This window comes from Kibdelosporangium philippinense, from assembly GCF_021390435.2.
Classification (GTDB): domain Bacteria; phylum Actinomycetota; class Actinomycetes; order Mycobacteriales; family Pseudonocardiaceae; genus Kibdelosporangium; species Kibdelosporangium philippinense.
This window is the reverse complement of record NZ_JAJVCN010000003.1, coordinates 950,345-967,091: the sequence shown is the minus strand read 5'-3', so window position 1 is coordinate 967,091 and position 16,747 is coordinate 950,345. Positions and strand designations below refer to the sequence as shown.

Genomic DNA, 16,747 nt, shown 5'->3' with positions numbered 1-16,747 from the left:
GAGTTCCTGGACATCCCGGTCAACACGATTCGCGGTTGGCGCAAGACCAACTACGGACCTCGGGGCGCAGGGTGGGTAAGCACCTTCGCTGGGACCCGGCTCAGGTTCGGGCGTGGTTCGACGCCCTGGACGAGAACGACGCGGCCTGAGGGGAAGACGTGGGACACATTCAAGACCGGTGGTATCGGCCAAAACTTGGCGAGGATGGCAGTCCCGTGCTCAACGCCAAGGGAAAGCCGGTGAAGGAAAAGACCGAGCTGTATGGGCGCGGCATGCGGTACAAGGTCCGCTACCTCGCCCCGGACGGCAACGAACGGTCCAAGATGTATCCGGATCGCCAACTCGGTGTGGCTCAGGACTTCCTGAATGAGATGGAGAACCAGACGCGGAAAGGTACGTACCTCGACCCTGAAGCAGGGAAGATCACTTTCAAGGAGCTCGCGGAAGCATGGCTTGAGGCGAAGACTTTCGACGAGTCGACCCGTGAGGGTGTCGAGTGGCGGCTCAAGTTGCACGTGTTCCCGTACTTCGGCAACAAGGAGATCCGGGCGATCAAGCCGTCGGATATTCAGGCGTGGGATCGGGCGCTACAGAAGAAAGGCCTAGCTGAGACGTACCGGCGTGTCATCTTCGCGAACGTCTCGGGGATCTTCACGGCTGCCATCGACGACGAGCGGCTGAACAAGAACCCATGCAACGCGCCATCGGTCACCAAGCCTCGTGGTGAGTATCCGAAGATCGTGCCGTGGACCGAGGAACGCACCAAGGCTGTCCGCGAGTCGTTGGGGGAGCGGTACAAGGTGATGGTGAACCTTGGCGCCGGTTGTGGTCTGCGGCAGGGCGAGGTCTTCGGGCTGTCGCCGGACGATATTGATCGGGACAACAATGTCATCAAGGTTGTTCGGCAAATCAAGATTGTTCGCGGCCGGATGGTCTTCGGGCCGCCGAAGCACGGCAAGAGTCGGGAAGTCCCGCTACCGACATCCGTAGCCGATGCGGCGAAGGAGCATGGCGAGAAGCATCCTCCGTTGAGTGTGACGCTGCCTTGGCAGGAGCCGGACGGCAAGCTGGTCAATGTTGATCTTCTGCTCTACACGCGGGAGAGCGGGCCGCTTCATCGGCACTCGTTCAACCACTACGTGTGGAAAACCGCACTCCGGGCGGCTGGAATCGCTGACCCTGGTCGTGCGGAGGGCTTCCATGCATTGAGGCATTTCTATGCCTCGGTCCTCCTGGACGCTGGTGAGAGCATCCGGGCCTTGGCCGAGTACCTCGGTCACGCTGACCCGGCATTCACGCTCCGGACCTACACGCACCTGATGCCGTCCAGTTCGGAGCGAACACGGAAGGCCATAGACCACGTCTTCGGAGAAGCGGCATGACGTCGAACATCACTGCTACGGAATTCGCTAATGCCGTCCTGCCGCTCGTGTGTAACCCGAAATGCCACTTGTGCGATAACCAACCACGACGAAGGGCGGCGCTATGGGCATCGTTGGCAACTACCGGCTCGGGCGAAAGTTTGTCAAATGGCTCGGCGATGAGGTCCTGGATGAAAATCTCATCGTAGTCGAAACGTTTTACTACTCGCCAATTAGCAGTCGGGTTAAGGGAAAAGATGTCGTTGCGCTAGCTCTCTCGGAAAAGGTGATATACCTAAGTGGGTTGACGTCGGATCTCAAGCGTAGCGCGTGGAGGCAACGAATTCCGGTTGATGATATCCGGTGGCTTGATGTTGATGCTCGAAGTGTCGATTATCCGTGGATTCTCGAATCGACGTGTCTTGCTGAGGCGGTCGAACTGTCATCGACGGGGCGTGGTACGCGGGTTCCGCAGATTCTGGCCGATCTGTTACTGGGCTTGGACGGGCTAGAGGTCACGCTGACTGTGGGAACTACCGGCGTGGTCGTGGACTACATGCCGTGGCGTCCAAATTCGCCCGGTGGTTGGATGGGTTTTAGGGTCGGTGGCGACCAAGGGGTTTCACTGGATGATCTCGTTTCGCGAGTGCAGGCGCATTATCGTGGCCTTGACAATCTACAGGGTCTCAATGTTCGAAACGTGAGACGTATTCCATTTCCTGGCCGTCCGGCCGACGAGACTCTCGCTCATGCACTTGTTCGGAGCGTCGGAATGGCGCGTCCGTCTGAGGTTACTGTGGGCCTTGATGAGCGGGGGAAGCCGCACGTTGTTGGTGTCGATGGTCGAAGGGTTGCGGTTGTGGCGATCCCGGAAGACAGTGTCGCGGCGTCTCCGCGGCCTCGTGGAGCAATATCCGACGTCGACAAGGTTTCCGCTGAGATGAGTCTTTATTCGACGGACATGAATGCTATTACTCTCCGGGTTCCTGGATGTGACGCCGTCAAGTTTGACGGGAGTGATCTTGACGGTGATTGGGAGAAGTTAGCCCAGGTGTTTCACGCGGATAGCCGCGACACGAGCCGTAGATAGAACGAAGTGCCTGCCCTGTAAGGGAAACTGGGACTTGTCTAGGGTCCAGGTTCTCGAACGGGAAGGCACTTCGCGGATGAAGCGTATCGAACGGTCCCGCCGGGTCAAGGTCAGCGCGGACGGTACGGGTGTCGTGTCGCATGCCGGGGTCGGAATGCTGCGGGAACTGGCCTGGGATACCGGGCTGGTGAGCGGGATCAGCACTGCGCTGGCCGACACCTATGCCGGACGGTGGCAGCACGCGCCAGGCCGGGTGTTCACCGACCTGGCGGTCGCGATCGCAGATGGCGGCGACTGTGTCTCCCACATCGAGGTGTTCGGCGACCGGCACGAGGTATGCGGGCCGGTCGCGTCGATGCCGACCACCTGGCGGATGCTGGACCGCGTTGACCCGGCCCATCTGTCCAGGGTGCGTGCCGCGCGGGCAGCGGCACGGGAACGGGCCTGGGCCGCCGGCGCCACCCCGGACCTGACACAGCTGCTGCGGATCGATTTCGACGCCACAGTCACGATCTCGCACGCGGAGACCAAGCAAAACGCGGCGAAAACCTGGAAACGCACGTTCGGGTTTCACCCGTTGCTGGCGTTTCTGGACCGCCCGGAGGTCTCCGGCGGCGAGGCCCTGGCCGGGTTGCTGCGTCCGGGCAACGCGGGCAGCAACACCGCCGCCGATCATGTCACCGTGCTGGAGCAGGCGTTGGCCGCCCTGCCCGAGCACGCCCGGCCTCGGCCGGGTGACCCGGACACGGTGCGGGTGGTGGCCCGCTCGGACTCCGCCGGCGCCACCCACGCCTTCGCGACGGCGTGCCGGGATCGTGGGGTGTGGTTCTCCTTCGGGTTCCCCGTGGACGCCCGCATCCAGGCCATCGTGGATGAGGTGCCCGACCAGTGCTGGCAATCCGCGATCGAGTCGGATGGCGGGATCCGGGACGGCGCCTGGGTCGCCGAGGTCACCGGCCTGCTGGACCTGACAGCCTGGCCGGAAGGCTCCCGGGTGCTGCTGCGCGCCGAACGTCCCCATCCCGGTGCGCAGTTGCGGTTCACCGACGTCGACGGGCACCGGATCACCGCGTTCATCACCGACATTCCCGAGCGGGTGATCCCCGGTCAGAACGCCGGGCTGGAGCTTGACCACCGCCAGCACGCCCGGGTCGAAGACCGCATCCGGGAAGGCAAAGCCGCCGGGCTGCGTAACCTTCCCTGCCGGGGGTGGGATGAGAACGTCGCCTGGCTGGAAACCCTGCTGGCAGCCACGGATCTGGTGTGCTGGGCCAAACTGCTCGGGTTCACCGGCACACCGGAGTTGGCGCATGCCGAGATCGCCACCTTCCGCAATCTGGTGTTGCACGTGGCCGCCCGCATCACCCGCAGCGCCCGGCAGGTCCGCCTCCGTATCGACCGGACCTGGAAATACGCCGATGCCATCGCCGAGGCGTGGTTGAGGATCCGTGCCGCGTTCACCTGACCCGTCCACCCTGTCCCGACGACCCGAAAGACCCCGGAGCGGCCGACACGACAGCAGGTCGGCGGCATGCTCGCGCCTATCTCTCGAATCGCTCGCCGCGAGATCAACCAGACTCAACACAAGATCATCCCGGGATCACATGAAACACCTGGGTTAGTTGTGATGTCGATGAAGAGCCCTAGTAAGGACAGCTGATGCGTCATAGGCAGACGCCGCATGAAGCGCAGGACATAGCTCAGGCCGGGCGGTCGGGGAAATCCCTCGACCGCCCGGCCTGTGTCTGAGGTATCACCGGCTCACGGCCTGGTGACGGCCTGGAGCCTCCGAACAACCAAGAAATGGCAGGTCGGAGGCCCAGAACGATCAGACGTCGTAGTACAGCGCGAACTCGTACGGGTGCGGGCGCAGACGCAGCGGGTCGATCTCGTGCTCGCGCTTGAAGGCGATCCAGGTCTCGATCACGTCCGGCGTGAACACGCCGCCTTCGAGCAGGAAGTCGTGGTCGGACTCGAGGGTGTCGAGCACCGTGCCGAGGTCGGCTGGGACCTGCTTGACGTTCTTGGCCTCCTCGGGCGGCAGTTCGTAGAGGTCCTTGTCGATCGGGGCCGGCGGCTCGATCTTGTTCTTGATGCCGTCGAGGCCTGCCATCACCATCGCCGAGAAGGCGAGGTACGGGTTACCCGAGCTGTCCGGGCAACGGAACTCGATGCGCTTGGCCTTCGGGTTGTTGCCGGTGATCGGGATACGCACACAGGCCGAGCGGTTGCGCTGCGAGTAGACCAGCGAGACCGGGGCCTCGTAGCCCGGCACCAAGCGGTGGTACGAGTTCACCGTCGGGTTCGTGAACGCCAGCAGCGACGGGGCGTGGTGCAGGATTCCACCGATGTAGTGACGCGCCGCGTCGGACAGGCCCGCGTAGCCGGACTCGTCGTGGAACAGCGGCTCGCCGTCCTTCCACAGCGACTGGTGGGCGTGCATGCCCGAGCCGTTGTCGCCGTACAGCGGCTTCGGCATGAAGGTCGCGGTCTTGCCCGCGGCCCATGCCGTGTTCTTCACGATGTACTTGAACAGCTGCAGGTCGTCCGCCGCGTGCAGCAGGGTGTTGAACTTGTAGTTGATCTCCGCCTGGCCCGCTGTGCCGACCTCGTGGTGGCCGCGCTCGACCGTGAAGCCGGAGTCCGCCAGGTTCAGCGTGATCTGGTCACGCAGGTCGGCGAAGTGGTCGACCGGCGGCACCGGGAAGTAGCCGCCCTTGAACTTCGTCTTGTACCCGCGGTTTCCGCCTTCTTCGTCGGCGCCGGTGTTCCACCAGCCTTCGACCGAGTCGATCTCGTGGAAGGAACCGTTCTCCGCGTTGTCGAAACGCACCGAGTCGAAGATGTAGAACTCCGCCTCGGGACCGAAGTACGCCGTGTCGGCGATACCGGACTCGGAGATGTACTGCTCCGCCTTGCGCGCGATGTTGCGCGGGTCACGGCTGTACGGCTCTTTGGTGAACGGGTCGTGCACGAAGAAGTTCAGGATCAGCGTCTTGTTGATCCGGAAGGGGTCGAGCCGGGCGGTGTAGGGGTCCGGCAGCAGCAGCATGTCCGATTCGTGAATGGACTGGAAGCCCCGGACCGAGGACCCGTCGAAGGCGAGGCCATCCTCGAACGCGGACTCGTCGAACGACTCCGCCGGGACCGTGAAGTGCTGCATGATGCCCGGCAGGTCACAGAACCGGACGTCGACGAACCGAACCTGCTCGTCCTTGATGAAGCGCAAGACCTCGTCGGGGCTATTGAACACGCTCGTAGGCTCCTTACTCAGTGCTTGGCGCCGACGGGCGCCCCACTTCCGTCGTGAAGCTATGAGCGTGGTGTTGCCCGACCGTCACCCGGGTGTTTCGCCGATGTTAACGACCCTCGCAATGTCCCAAATGTGAGGCGTTGGACGGCGCCTTGTGACGTCGTTCTACTCTGGTGGGGTGACAAGGTGGACCGGATCGTGGTTGTCCGGGCCCCGCGCCGCGCTCGAGCCCGGCGCCGACGCCGGCGACCGTCCAGCGCAGAGCTGGCCGGGCGAGCGCTTGGGCCTGCCAAAAGAAGGCCCCGGCTCGGTGGCTGGGACAGGCGTGCGCGCGCTCGCCCTGCTGATCGACGCCGTGCTATCAATGCTGGTAGCAGGCCTGTTCACCGCGCCTGAGCTCCCGCGGAACTGGAGCCTGCTCGCGTGGTTCTCGATCACGGTGATCGCGGTGTCCTTCTTCGGGTTCACGCCCGGGATGAAGGTGCTTGGTATCAGTGTCGCCCGGCTGGGGGAGAACCCGATGGTCGGCCCGTTGCGGGCGATACCGAGGACAATCTTGGTCGCTTTGATCATCCCCGCTGTGATCTGGGACGCAGACCGTAGGGGACTGCACGACAAGCTCTTCGGCACGGTGGTCGTGCGCACCCGTTGACCGGCCGGCTGATCGCCACGGGCCTTGCGCTGTTCGGGCTGCTCACCGGAGTTGCCGCGGCGATCGTCACCGAAGCTCTCGACGCCTGGGGCTACTCCGGCTATTCGGCCATGCCGCTCGACGTCGAGATCGCGATCTTCTACGCCGCCATGGGCATGCTCGTGACCTGGCGAAAGCCCAAGAACCTGGTCGGCTGGGCGCTGGTCACGATCGCCGCGTGGGACGGCTTCATGGCCCTGATGACCGCGCTGGTCGGCGCGTTCGACTCGCCGGACGACCCGGCCGCCCGCCTGATCGAAGCGATCCAGCACGCGGGCTGGTCGCCGCCGATCTGGGCGATCGCGACCCTGCTGCCGTTGATCTATCCGGACGGCCGGTTGCCGAGTCCACGGTGGTGGTGGGCGGTCGGGTTCTCGTCGTTCGGCATCCTGGCGTACCTGGTCGGTGGGACGCTTCAGGAAGGCGTGCACGGCAGCAAGTACACCGTCTCCAACCCGGCGGCTGTGCCTGAGCTGCAAGGGTTGGCGAACTTCCTGGTCGAGACCTCCGAGTGGATCTTGATCGCCGGGTCGGTGATCGCGTTGATCGGCCTCGGAGTTCGGTGGCGCGGAACGACAGGGGTGCAGGCGCGACGACTGTCCCTGCTGTTCTGGGCTCTGCTTTTCGGTGGCGTACAAGCGGTTTTCCGGACGTACGTGCCGATTCCCCAAGTGGCGCACCACATTCTCGAAGTTCTTGCCGCAGCGCTCGTACCGATCGCGATCGGTGTCGCGATGACGCGGGATCGCTTGTACGACTTGGACATCACGATCCGCCGGGCGATCGTGTCCGTTGTCGTCACGGCCAGCCTGCTCGCCTGTTACCTCGGTCTGTACGCCGTCTGGTCGTTCATCACGCCGATCGACTCGGTCTTCGAAGCCGGCCTGTTCGGCGCGGCGATCTTCCCCATCGCGCTGATGCTGACCCGATGGGTCGGCCAGATCACCTGGGGACGGCGAGTGGACATCGTCGAAGCCGTAACCGCTCTGGGACAACGGATGCGTGACCGTATCGACGTGTCCGACGTACCCGCGGCGGTATGCGAGGAGATCGTCAACTCGCTGCACCTGCGGTTCGCCCGGCTCGAACTCGAAACAGCCGACGGCGTACGAACATTGGCCGAGGTCCGCAAATGCGCGGACGACGAAGCCGAACCGGTGACATTCGTTCTCTGGCACAGAGGCACAGTCGTGGGAAGGCTGCTCGTCGCAGCGCCCGAAGGACGTACCCACTTGGACGAGATGCTCACACAAGCCCTCGCTCAACTTGCTGACCAAGTGGCGCCGGTCGTCGCCGCGCTCCGGTTGGACGAAGAACTCCTACGCAGCCGGGAACAGTTGGTCACCGCGCGCGAAGAGGAACGAGGACGGCTCTCGCGCGACTTGCATGACGACGTCGGACCGACGCTCGCCGGTATCCGGCTGCAACTTGACGCGGTGCGCGCCAAGTTGCCGGACGATGCCCCGGCCATTGAGTTGATGGATCGTGCGGTGTCGTCGATTCACGACGCGCTGGGCATCGTGCGTCGCGTCGCGTACCGCCTACGCCCGCCGGAGCTGGAAACGCTGGGGCTCGTCGGCGCGCTGCGTGAACTCGCGGTGTTCCTGTCGGCGCCGACGTTGAAGGTTGAGACGCGGCTGCCGGACGACGTGTCCGCGTTGTCACAGACCATCGAAGTCGCCGCTTATCGGATCGTCGCCGAGGCGCTGACCAACATCGTCAAGCACGCCAAGGCGACGTCGGCATCGGTCACCCTGTCGTTCAACGGCGAGGGTGTCGTCCTGGAGATCCAGGACGACGGAGTCGGGCTGCCGACCGACGCCGGCAGCCGCGGCATGGGACTGAAGTTCATGGCCCAGCGGGCGCAGGAGATCGCAGGCCAGTTCTCCTGCCAGTCCACCGAGCACGGAACGCTCGTCCGTGCGGTACTTCCGTTACGGAATCGTTGATCAGCGACGGCGGATGGTGCGCTGAACGTTGCGCATCTTGGCGCCCTGCGGCATCGGGCCCTTCGGCAACGCGGCGCCACGGCTGGCCAGCGCGGACAGCCGCTTCTCGATCACGTCGACCTGCTTGGGGCCGAGGTTGCGAGGCAGCTTCATCATCCGCGACTGCAGTTTGGCCAGCGGAACCTGGCCCTCCTCGTTGCCGATGATCATGTCGTAGATCGGCGTGTCACCGACGATCCGCGCGATGCGCTTCTTCTCCTGCGCCAGCAGCGTCTTGACCCGGTGCGGCGCGCCCTCGCCGACCAGCACGATGCCCGGGCGGCCCAGCACACGGTGCACCGCGTCCAGTTGCGTCGTCGCCGCGACGGTTGGGGTCACGCGCCAGCCACGCTTGAGGTTCTCCAGCGCCCACGCGCCCGCGCCCGGCTGGCCGTCGGCCTTGTTGAACACGTTTTTCTGGACCCGGCGGCCGAACACGATCACCGCGCCGAGCACGCCGAACATGATGCCGACCGGCAGCGCCATCCACTGGATGTCGAACAGCATGCCGAGCAGGAACACCGCGCCGGTGATCACCAGGAAGACGCCGAGCATCCACGGGATCAGCAGCTTGTCTTCCTTGCGCTGCATCTTGAAGGCCTGCCAGATCTGGCTGCGCTTCGCCTTCGACTCCGCCTTGCGCGCGGCCTTAGCCGCCTTGAGGGCTTCCTTGTCCTGCTTACTGGCCATGAAGACCAGGATACGGGCCGGGCGAAACCGTACGAAGAGACCGTTCACCCAGAGCCGCCCCACCGGCCCAGAGGCCGCCCGCTCGTGGCGAAAAGGTGCATCTCGTTGGTAGGCGACGCGAGCCCGGTTTGTCGGATAAAACCTGGTAAGAGGCCTCGTACGCAACGCACTCCGAGCCTTGCCTCGCCATCAGGAGGCCACTCGCCCTGCCCGAAATCCCAACCGGCGCCAACCAACCTCGCCAAACCCCAGACATCCCCCACCACTCCCGGGGGGACGACCCCTGGCCAGTCTATCGGCGATATGGGCTGGTCAAAGGGGTTACTGGGTGGTTGTGGACAACTGGATTTGCGAACGGACCGTTCGCGCCGACACGCCAGCCCAAGGCGTTGACGGCTCGTAGAGGGGCTCTGTCAGGATGAAATCATGGTCGGCGAAGCAGAAAAAAACCTCCTGGAGGGCCTGGATCCGGAGCAGCGCGCGGCTGTGCAGGCTCCGCGCGGGCCGGTCTGCGTACTCGCCGGCGCGGGCACGGGCAAGACCAGAACGATCACGCATCGGATCGCCTACCTCTGCCACACAGGGCACGTCTCCGCAGGTCAGGTTCTCGCGGTCACGTTCACCAACCGGGCGGCTGGCGAGATGCGCACCCGGTTGCGGGCGTTGGGTATTCCGGCTGCGCAGGCGCGGACGTTCCACAGCGCTGCACTGCGCCAGCTGCGGTATTTCTGGCCGCGGGTGGTCGGCGACGCGCCGTGGGATCTGATCGAGGGCAAGCTTCGACTGGTCGGCCAGGCCGCGCACAAGGTCGGCGCGCCGACCGAGGTCGAGGTGCTGCGCGACCTCGCGAGCGAGATCGAGTGGGCCAAGGCGTCCCTTGTCTCGCCGGACGACTATCCGGATGCGGTCCGCCGCAGGCACCGCACGCCGCCGGTGCCCGCCGAGCAGGTCGTCGCGGTCTACCAGGGTTACGAGAAGCTCAAGAACCGGGCCAAGGTTCTGGACTTCGACGATCTGCTGCTGCACACCGCGGCCGTGTTGGAGGAGCATCCTCAAGTCGCCGAGGAGTTTCACGAGCGGTACCGCTGCTTTGTGGTCGACGAATATCAGGACGTCACGCCGCTGCAGCAACGCGTGCTCGACGGTTGGCTCGGGCAACGTGATGATCTGACGGTCGTCGGCGACGCGAACCAGACGATCTACTCGTTCGCGGGCGCTTCGCCGCGGCCACTGCTGGAGTTCACCCGGCGCTTTCCCGAAGCGAGCGTGGTTCGGCTGGAACGGGACTACCGCTCGACTCCGCAGGTGGTCACGCTGGCGAACCAGGTCATCTCGGCGGCGCGCGATCGACCCGCGGGTTCGCGGCTGAAGCTGATCGGGCAGCGTCCGGCTGGTCCTGTGCCGCAGTTCCATGAGTACGACGATGAGCCTGCCGAGGCGGCTGCTGTCGCCGAGCGGATCAAGGACTTGGTGGACGCGGGGACGCCGTTGAGCGAGATCGCTGTGCTCTTCCGGGTCAACGCGCAGTCGGAGGTGTTCGAGCAGGCGTTGACCGAGGCGGGAATTCCGTACTTGGTTCGCGGAGGCGAGCGATTCTTTGAGCGCCAAGAGGTTCGGCAGGCGATGTCGGTCTTGCGGATGGCGAGTGCGGACGCGCCTGAGGGTGAGTTGCCGGATCTCGTACGCAAGGCGCTGGAGCGAGTTGGTCTGACGGCCGAACCGCCGACGGGTGGGTCGGCGCGGGAACGCTGGGAATCGTTGCTGGCCATCGTCGAACTCGCGGAGGAACTGACCGCCACATTGGAGGGCGCGGATCTGCCGAGGTTCGTCGCCGAGCTTGAGACGCGCGCGGCCGCGCAGCATCCGCCCACCGTCGAGGGCGTCACGCTGGCGTCGTTGCACGCTTCGAAGGGCCTTGAATGGGATGCGGTTTTCCTGATCGGACTGGTTGACGGGACGTTGCCGATCCAGTTCGCCGACGGTGACGAGCCTGCGATCGAAGAGGAAAGGCGCCTCCTGTACGTCGGCGTCACGCGTGCGCGCGAACACCTATGGCTGTCGTGGTCGTTGTCACGCTCGCCAGGTGGGCGTCGGCACCGTCGGCGCTGTCGTTTCCTGTACGGCCTGATCCCGGACGATCACCCGACCGCGCGTGTGGTGCGGCGGGACAACGGTCACAACCACAGCAAGGGGCCTGCGACGAAGCTGTCGTGCCGCATCTGTGGTCGGTCACTAGTCGGCACAGTCGCGACCAAATTGGGGCGGTGCACGGACTGCCCATCGGATGTCGATGAGGAGCTACTGAGCAAACTGCGCGACTGGCGAATGACGCGCGCCAAGGAACTCAAGGTTCCGGCGTACGTCGTCTTCACTGACGCGACGCTGATGGCCATCGCCGAACAACGGCCGACCGATACCGCTGGCCTTGTTTCGATCTCAGGGATCGGGGCGGCCAAGCTCAACCGGTTCGGGGAGGACGTGCTCGCGTTAGTCAACAACGGGTCAGCGAAGTAGTCCGCCGAGTGCCGCTGCCGCGATCTTGTCGGCTTCTTCCTCGGTGAGCGGCTTGTGGCCGGTCATCAGACGGAAGATCAACGGGCCGAACAGGATGTCCGTGGCGGTCTCGGCGTCGACCGACGGTTTGGTCTCGCCGCGGTCGACTGCGCGTTGCCACAGCGTCGCGATCGCTTCACGGCGGCCGGCTAGGAAGAAATGCCGGAAATAGGGCGCGGCTGCGGGATCGGTGACGCACGCCGCAAGCAGCTGTGCGAAAACGGGCTGGGCTGCGTAGAACGCGCTGACCTGACGGACCTGCTCGGTCAGATCACCGACCGCCGAGCCGGTGTTCGGCAGAGGGAGGGCCTCGCCCATCAACCGGCCGAATGCCTCGGCCGCGATGGCCGTTTTGGACGGCCAGTGCTTGTAGATCGTCGCTTTGCTGACGCCCGAGCGCGCCGAGACAGCGTCGCAGGTCGCTGCCGTCAGGCCGCCTTCCTCAAGCAGTTCGACGGCGGCCGTCAGGGCGGATTCGTGCACGCGCTGGCTGCGCGCGCCATTGGGGAAGGCCTGGATGCCCGTGTTTTCAGATACCGGCATTGTCGTGATCCGTTGAGGTCGACAGGTCGCGCCAGGCGTCCTGTTCTTGGGCGACGAATGTCAGTTTCGCCGCGACGGCGGCGAACGAATCGCGGCCGAGTTGGATTCTGAGCGGCGGGTTCTCCGCGTGCGCGAGTTCGACGATCGCCGCGGCGGCTTTGGCCGGATCGCCAGGCTGGGCGTGGTTCGCGGTCACGGCTCGGTCCCTTGTCGCGCCTGCTGTCGTGGCGTAGTCGTCGATGACGGTCGCTTCGGTGTGCAGGCTCGTCCCATCGAGGAAGTCCGTGCGGAAATAGCCTGGCTCGACAATCGTGACACCGATTCCCAACGGCGCCACTTCCTTGGCCAGCGCCTCGGACAGACCTTCGACCGCGAATTTGGTCGAGTTGTAGATGCCCCAGCCCGCTGAGCCGACGAATCCACCGACCGAGCTGAGGTTGATGATCTGTCCCGACCGCTGCGCTCGCATCGTTGGCAGCACCGCACGGATGACGTTCAAGACGCCGAACACATTCGTTTCGTACACCGCGCGGGCCGCCGCGTCGGACGCTTCCTCAACGGCACCGAGCAGGCCACGGCCCGCGTTGTTCACCAGCACATCGATACGCCCGAACTTTTCGACTGCCAGACGTACCGCGTCGGCGGCCTGCGCTTCGTCGGTCACGTCCAGAGCGACAGGCAGGACCTTGTCGCCCAGGATCGCGTCGGTATCGCGTGCGGTCGCGACGACCTGGTGGCCCGCGGCGAGCGCTTTCTCGACGATTTCGGCGCCAAGCCTGCGGGACGCGCCCGTCACGAACCACACGCTCATGCCGTCAGACCGCCTTGGTCAGAACTTCGAATTCGTCGTCAGTGAGCTCGACGCCCGCGCCCGCCATGTTGTCCTCAAGGTGCGCGACCGTTGACGTGCCTGGGATGGGCAGCATTACCGGCGAGCGCTTCAGCAGCCAGGCCAGCGCCAGCTGCGACGGGGTCGCCTTGTGCTGCTCGGCGAACTTGGCCAGCGGGCTGCTTTGCGTGGCCAGCTTGCCGACCGCGAGCGGGTTCCACGGGATGAACCCGATGCCGTTGGCAGTGGAGTAGTCCAGCAGTTCCTCGGCCGACCGGTTGGTCAGGTTGTAAAGGTTTTGCACGGACACGATCGGCGCGATCTCGCTAGCCGCTTCGACATCGGCGACCGAGACCTCGCTCAGGCCGATGTGCCGGATCTTGCCTTGCTCCTGCAGTTCCTTCAGCGCGCCGATCTGGTCTTCGAGCGGGACCGTCGGGTCAATCCGGTGCAGCTGATACAGGTCGATCCGCTCAAGTCCGAGGTGTCGGAGGCTCAGCTCGGCCTGCTGCTTGAGGTATTCGGGACGGCCGAGCGCTGTCCATTCGCCAGGGCCCTGCCTGGTGAATCCGCCCTTGGTCGCGATGACGAGGTCGTCCGCGTACGGGTGCAGTGCCTTCTTGATGAGCTGCTCGGAGACGATCGGGCCGTATGCGTCAGCCGTGTCGATGAAGTTGACGCCAAGCTCCACCGCCCGGCGCAGGACGCGCAGTGCCTCTTCGGGGTCCTTCGGATCGCCCCAGATACCTGGTCCGGTGATCCGCATGGCCCCGAAGCCGAGGCGGTTGACCGTGAGATCTCCGCCGATCGCGAAGGTCCCCGAGGCTTGAGCCATCGTGGTCACGGTGTGGTCCTTCCAGTGAGTGATGCCGTAACTAAACTGAACGACTAGTTCACTTTAGCGCGCGATAGGAGATGCGCAACTACACGTTGAGGGGGAGGGGACGAGGTTGGTGGCCGTGTTTGCGTTCGGGCGGCGAGGTTCGCGGTCACGCGGCTAGCTCGGCTCGGCTTAGCTGGGGTGGCATGGCTTGGGGTCGGCTCGGCGGAGGATCTCGGCGTCGAAAGTGTGGATGGTGGCCGTGCCATTCGCGAAGCGTGAAGCCGCGGCGGCCGACCTGGTGGTCTTGGCCGCCGCGCTTCGGCGCGAGTTTGGGATCGTGCGCGGCTCAGGTGAAGTTCTCGACCGCTTCCTCTATTGCCTTGTTCGGCGTCGAGAGGTCTTCGTCTAGGTCGAGCATGTGCTTCGCGCGCTTGATGATTTCTTCGATTCTCGTTCGGTTCGTTGGGTTCGCGGTCCAATGGGACTGGGGGAGGCGCAGTACTGCCGCCAGGAGGTCGCCCGCGTAGTAGCTGGCGTCCATCAGCGGCTCGGACTCCAGCAGGTCCAGTGCTGCGGGCAGCAGGATTTTGATTCCTTCCTGCTGGCTGAGCAGGGTTCTGATGTCTCCCGGTTCCAGTTCGCCGATTGGCTTGCCGCGCAGGTTGTAGACCGTCCTCATTAGACCGGTTGCGTCTGCTGGTGCTTCGCCCCATGCGTTGTTCTCGATCTGTTCGAGCGACAGCTTCTTGTCCATGCTCTCCCCTGTGCTTGCGTGGCGGTGACGATGGACTGCCGGTGACCGGTTGGCAACCGTAAAAACGCCCTGGTTGGCGGGCTGTGTCGCCCAATCGGGCGGTGATGTGACCGGCGTCACCAGATTCTGTCAAAAACCTGTTGCGGCGACACCTGCGCCACTAATAACCTGCATTAGCCGGGTCGAGAAGGCCCGAGGACTTTCGAAGTCTCCCCCGGCGGGGGACAACGGTAGAGAAGGGGGGCGAGTCCACGGTGAAGAACTACACGATCATCTGTGACGCTCCCGGCCTCCCGTTGTCCAAAGGCTCGCTGAAGCCTGCCGCATGGCAGCAAGCCAATGAGCAGCTGCGCAGCCTCCGGCTGCGGGGCGGACACATGGCCGAGCGCACGCACATCGTGATCCCAGGCACCGCTGTGCCCACAGTCCGAACTGGCGATTTTCCGTACTTCCTTGTCCGCGCAGGAGCGCAGAAGGACCTGACCTAGGTCAGGAACCCTCAAGGCTCACGAAGGCCGCGGACCCGGAATCGGATCCGCGGCCTTCGTGTTTTTTGTTGTCCCACAAGAAAACCAGCACACCACACAGATTGATGACAGGAGCTCCACTTCATGTCTCCGATCGCTGTACCTCAGACCGAGGACAGATCAACTGACAACCCCATCGACCTGGCGGAGGCGGGAATGACCGGCCTGCTCGACGCTGCACCCCTGGCAGGGCTCGACTTGCCTTGCCGTTCAGCCATCAACCCTGACCTCTGGTTCGCAGAGGCACCAGCCGACCTCGAGAAGGCGAAGGCGCTTTGCGGAAGCTGCCCCGTCCGGGCCGAGTGCTTGGCCGGTGCGGTCGCACGGCACGAGCCGTGGGGCGTCTGGGGTGGCGAGATCTTCGAGCGCGGTGTCGTCATCGCGCGGAAGAGGCCGCGTGGCCGTCCGCGTAAGGACGCGACTGTCGCGGCGAGCGCGCAGGGGGCAGCGGCATGACCTCGATAACGGAACACGCAGTTTTCCCAAAGGGTGTCAACTCGATGTTGCTCTACGAAGATCTTGCAAGATCTCGAATGCGTGAGGCGGAACAGGCAGCGAGCAAGTTGCGTCTGGTCCGCCGTCTGACCACCGCGAAGCGGTGGAACCGGGTGTCGCAGTGGGCGGCAAAGCGCGCTGAACGCGCGGCATCCTCGCTCTGATCGAGAGCGAACCTGCCGACGGGTGCTCGTCTTCGGACGGGCACCCGTCTTTTGGTTAAGTAGTAGCCATGGGCGTGCACACTCACGACGACTTCGATTGGACCGCACGGCTCGCTGACCTGCGACGCCGTGACGCCATTGGCGCAGAGGCGAACCGCGGCACAGCCGATCGCCTTGTCGCCATGCTGAACCCCGGCGCCACCGTCATCGACGTCGGGTCCGGTGCGGGCGGGATGGCCGCGCAGCTTGGCCTTGCCCTTCGTGCGCGCGGTGGTGGGCGCCTTGTCCTGGTCGACGCCGTCGAAGAACTTCTCGACGCGGCAACAGATCACGTCCACACCGCACTGTCCGGTCCAGGTGCGACAGTCAAAGTGGACACCGTGCTCGGTGACGCGGCCAGCGACGAACTCGGCACTCGGCTGCCCTCAGCCGAACTGGTTTGGGCTTCCTCGGTCGTGCATCACCTGCGTGACCAGCAGGAAGGCGTCAACCGGTTGGCCGGCTTGCTTGCGCAGGGCGGCTGGCTCGCGCTTGCCGAAGGCGGGCTCGGAACCCAGTGCCTGCCTTGGGATCTTGGCGTCGGCGAGCCAGGGCTCATCGACCGGCTGACCGCGGCAGCCAAAGCGTGGTTCGCTCAGATGCGCACGGACATCCCCGGATCCGTGCGTCTCCCGGTCGGCTGGACGCGGTCCCTTGTGGACGCTGGACTGACCGGCGTCACCTCCTTCAGTTACTTGATCGACCATCCGGCGCCTGTGTCGGATGACGTACGTACCGCGGCGGTCAAATGGTTGGCGTTCATGGCCGAGGTCGGCGTCGACCGGTTGGCTGAGGACGACCGGATCGCGCTCGCGCGTCTGCTCGATCCGGCCGACTCCGCGTTCATCGGCGCCCGCGACGACCTGTTCTACCTGGCCTCAGGCACCATCAACCTGGGCCGACGCGGCTGAACCGGCGTCCGGCGCATTCACCCGCGTCCCACTGAG

16 protein-coding genes are annotated in these 16,747 nt (G+C 64.7%); 10 read left to right on the top strand and 6 right to left on the bottom strand.

Annotated elements, in window-relative coordinates:
- The first annotated feature begins 158 nt into the window (after nucleotides 1-158).
- The 3 genes from LWC34_RS36425 (at nucleotide 159) to LWC34_RS36415 (ending at nucleotide 3,916) form a co-directional block, all read left to right on the top strand.
- Nucleotides 159-1,382 carry a tyrosine-type recombinase/integrase gene (locus LWC34_RS36425; protein WP_233729784.1) on the top strand — a complete coding sequence of 408 codons (1,224 nt, stop codon included), beginning with the start codon at nucleotides 159-161 and terminating at the stop codon, nucleotides 1,380-1,382.
- Nucleotides 1,383-1,485: 103 nt separating this feature from the next.
- Nucleotides 1,486-2,451, top strand: a complete 966-nt coding sequence (locus LWC34_RS36420) for a hypothetical protein (RefSeq protein ID WP_233729783.1) — start codon at nucleotides 1,486-1,488, stop codon at nucleotides 2,449-2,451.
- A 76-nt stretch (nucleotides 2,452-2,527) separates the two neighbouring features.
- On the top strand, nucleotides 2,528-3,916 hold the full coding sequence (locus LWC34_RS36415; RefSeq protein ID WP_233723285.1) for an IS1380 family transposase: 1,389 nt from the start codon (nucleotides 2,528-2,530) through the stop codon (nucleotides 3,914-3,916).
- A gap of 363 nt (nucleotides 3,917-4,279) precedes the next feature.
- Here the strand turns inward: LWC34_RS36415 and glnA are convergent, their stop codons facing one another.
- Nucleotides 4,280-5,704, bottom strand: a complete 1,425-nt coding sequence (gene glnA / locus LWC34_RS36410; protein WP_233729782.1) for a type I glutamate--ammonia ligase — start codon at nucleotides 5,702-5,704, stop codon at nucleotides 4,280-4,282.
- A 178-nt stretch (nucleotides 5,705-5,882) separates the two neighbouring features.
- Here glnA and LWC34_RS36405 point away from each other — a divergent pair, with 178 nt between their 5' ends.
- The gene (locus LWC34_RS36405) at nucleotides 5,883-6,356 is read left to right on the top strand and encodes an RDD family protein (RefSeq protein WP_233729781.1); all 474 of its coding nucleotides are present in this window, start codon (nucleotides 5,883-5,885) and stop codon (nucleotides 6,354-6,356) included.
- Nucleotides 6,353-8,344 carry a sensor histidine kinase gene (locus LWC34_RS36400; RefSeq protein ID WP_233729780.1) on the top strand — a complete coding sequence of 664 codons (1,992 nt, stop codon included), beginning with the start codon at nucleotides 6,353-6,355 and terminating at the stop codon, nucleotides 8,342-8,344. Before LWC34_RS36405 ends, LWC34_RS36400 begins: the two co-directional genes overlap by 4 nt.
- Here LWC34_RS36400 and LWC34_RS36395 read toward each other — a convergent pair whose 3' ends face one another.
- The gene (locus tag LWC34_RS36395) at nucleotides 8,345-9,073 is read right to left on the bottom strand and encodes a DUF4191 domain-containing protein (protein WP_233730950.1); all 729 of its coding nucleotides are present in this window, start codon (nucleotides 9,071-9,073) and stop codon (nucleotides 8,345-8,347) included.
- 426 nt (nucleotides 9,074-9,499) lie between these two features.
- On the opposite strand from LWC34_RS36395, the gene LWC34_RS36390 reads away from it, so the two are divergent.
- Nucleotides 9,500-11,587 carry an ATP-dependent DNA helicase UvrD2 gene (locus tag LWC34_RS36390; protein WP_233729779.1) on the top strand — a complete coding sequence of 696 codons (2,088 nt, stop codon included), beginning with the start codon at nucleotides 9,500-9,502 and terminating at the stop codon, nucleotides 11,585-11,587.
- On the opposite strand, the gene LWC34_RS36385 is transcribed toward LWC34_RS36390, so the two are convergent.
- From LWC34_RS36385 to LWC34_RS36370, 4 genes are all read right to left on the bottom strand, one after another.
- The gene (locus LWC34_RS36385; protein ID WP_233729778.1) at nucleotides 11,576-12,169 is read right to left on the bottom strand and encodes a TetR/AcrR family transcriptional regulator; all 594 of its coding nucleotides are present in this window, start codon (nucleotides 12,167-12,169) and stop codon (nucleotides 11,576-11,578) included. The genes LWC34_RS36390 and LWC34_RS36385 overlap by 12 nt on opposite strands.
- Nucleotides 12,156-12,980: an oxidoreductase gene (locus tag LWC34_RS36380; RefSeq protein WP_233729777.1), complete on the bottom strand. Its 825-nt coding sequence runs from the start codon at nucleotides 12,978-12,980 to the stop codon at nucleotides 12,156-12,158. Before LWC34_RS36380 ends, LWC34_RS36385 begins: the two co-directional genes overlap by 14 nt.
- Nucleotides 12,981-12,984: 4 nt before the next feature.
- On the bottom strand, nucleotides 12,985-13,833 hold the full coding sequence (locus tag LWC34_RS36375) for an aldo/keto reductase (RefSeq protein WP_233730949.1): 849 nt from the start codon (nucleotides 13,831-13,833) through the stop codon (nucleotides 12,985-12,987).
- Between the two features lie 334 nt (nucleotides 13,834-14,167).
- Complete coding sequence (locus LWC34_RS36370) at nucleotides 14,168-14,575, bottom strand: contact-dependent growth inhibition system immunity protein (protein WP_233729776.1); 408 nt, start codon at nucleotides 14,573-14,575, stop codon at nucleotides 14,168-14,170.
- 254 nt (nucleotides 14,576-14,829) lie between these two features.
- On the opposite strand from LWC34_RS36370, the gene LWC34_RS36365 reads away from it, so the two are divergent.
- The 4 genes from LWC34_RS36365 (at nucleotide 14,830) to LWC34_RS36355 (ending at nucleotide 16,711) form a co-directional block, all read left to right on the top strand.
- The gene (locus LWC34_RS36365; protein ID WP_233729775.1) at nucleotides 14,830-15,063 is read left to right on the top strand and encodes a hypothetical protein; all 234 of its coding nucleotides are present in this window, start codon (nucleotides 14,830-14,832) and stop codon (nucleotides 15,061-15,063) included.
- A gap of 123 nt (nucleotides 15,064-15,186) precedes the next feature.
- Nucleotides 15,187-15,558, top strand: a complete 372-nt coding sequence (locus LWC34_RS36360; RefSeq protein WP_284051788.1) for a WhiB family transcriptional regulator — start codon at nucleotides 15,187-15,189, stop codon at nucleotides 15,556-15,558.
- 77 nt (nucleotides 15,559-15,635) lie between these two features.
- Nucleotides 15,636-15,761 (top strand): hypothetical protein, encoded by a 126-nt coding sequence (locus tag LWC34_RS57280; protein ID WP_284051787.1) that lies wholly within the window; start codon nucleotides 15,636-15,638, stop codon nucleotides 15,759-15,761.
- 68 nt (nucleotides 15,762-15,829) lie between these two features.
- On the top strand, nucleotides 15,830-16,711 hold the full coding sequence (locus tag LWC34_RS36355; protein WP_233729774.1) for a class I SAM-dependent methyltransferase: 882 nt from the start codon (nucleotides 15,830-15,832) through the stop codon (nucleotides 16,709-16,711).
- Nucleotides 16,712-16,747 lie beyond the last annotated feature (36 nt).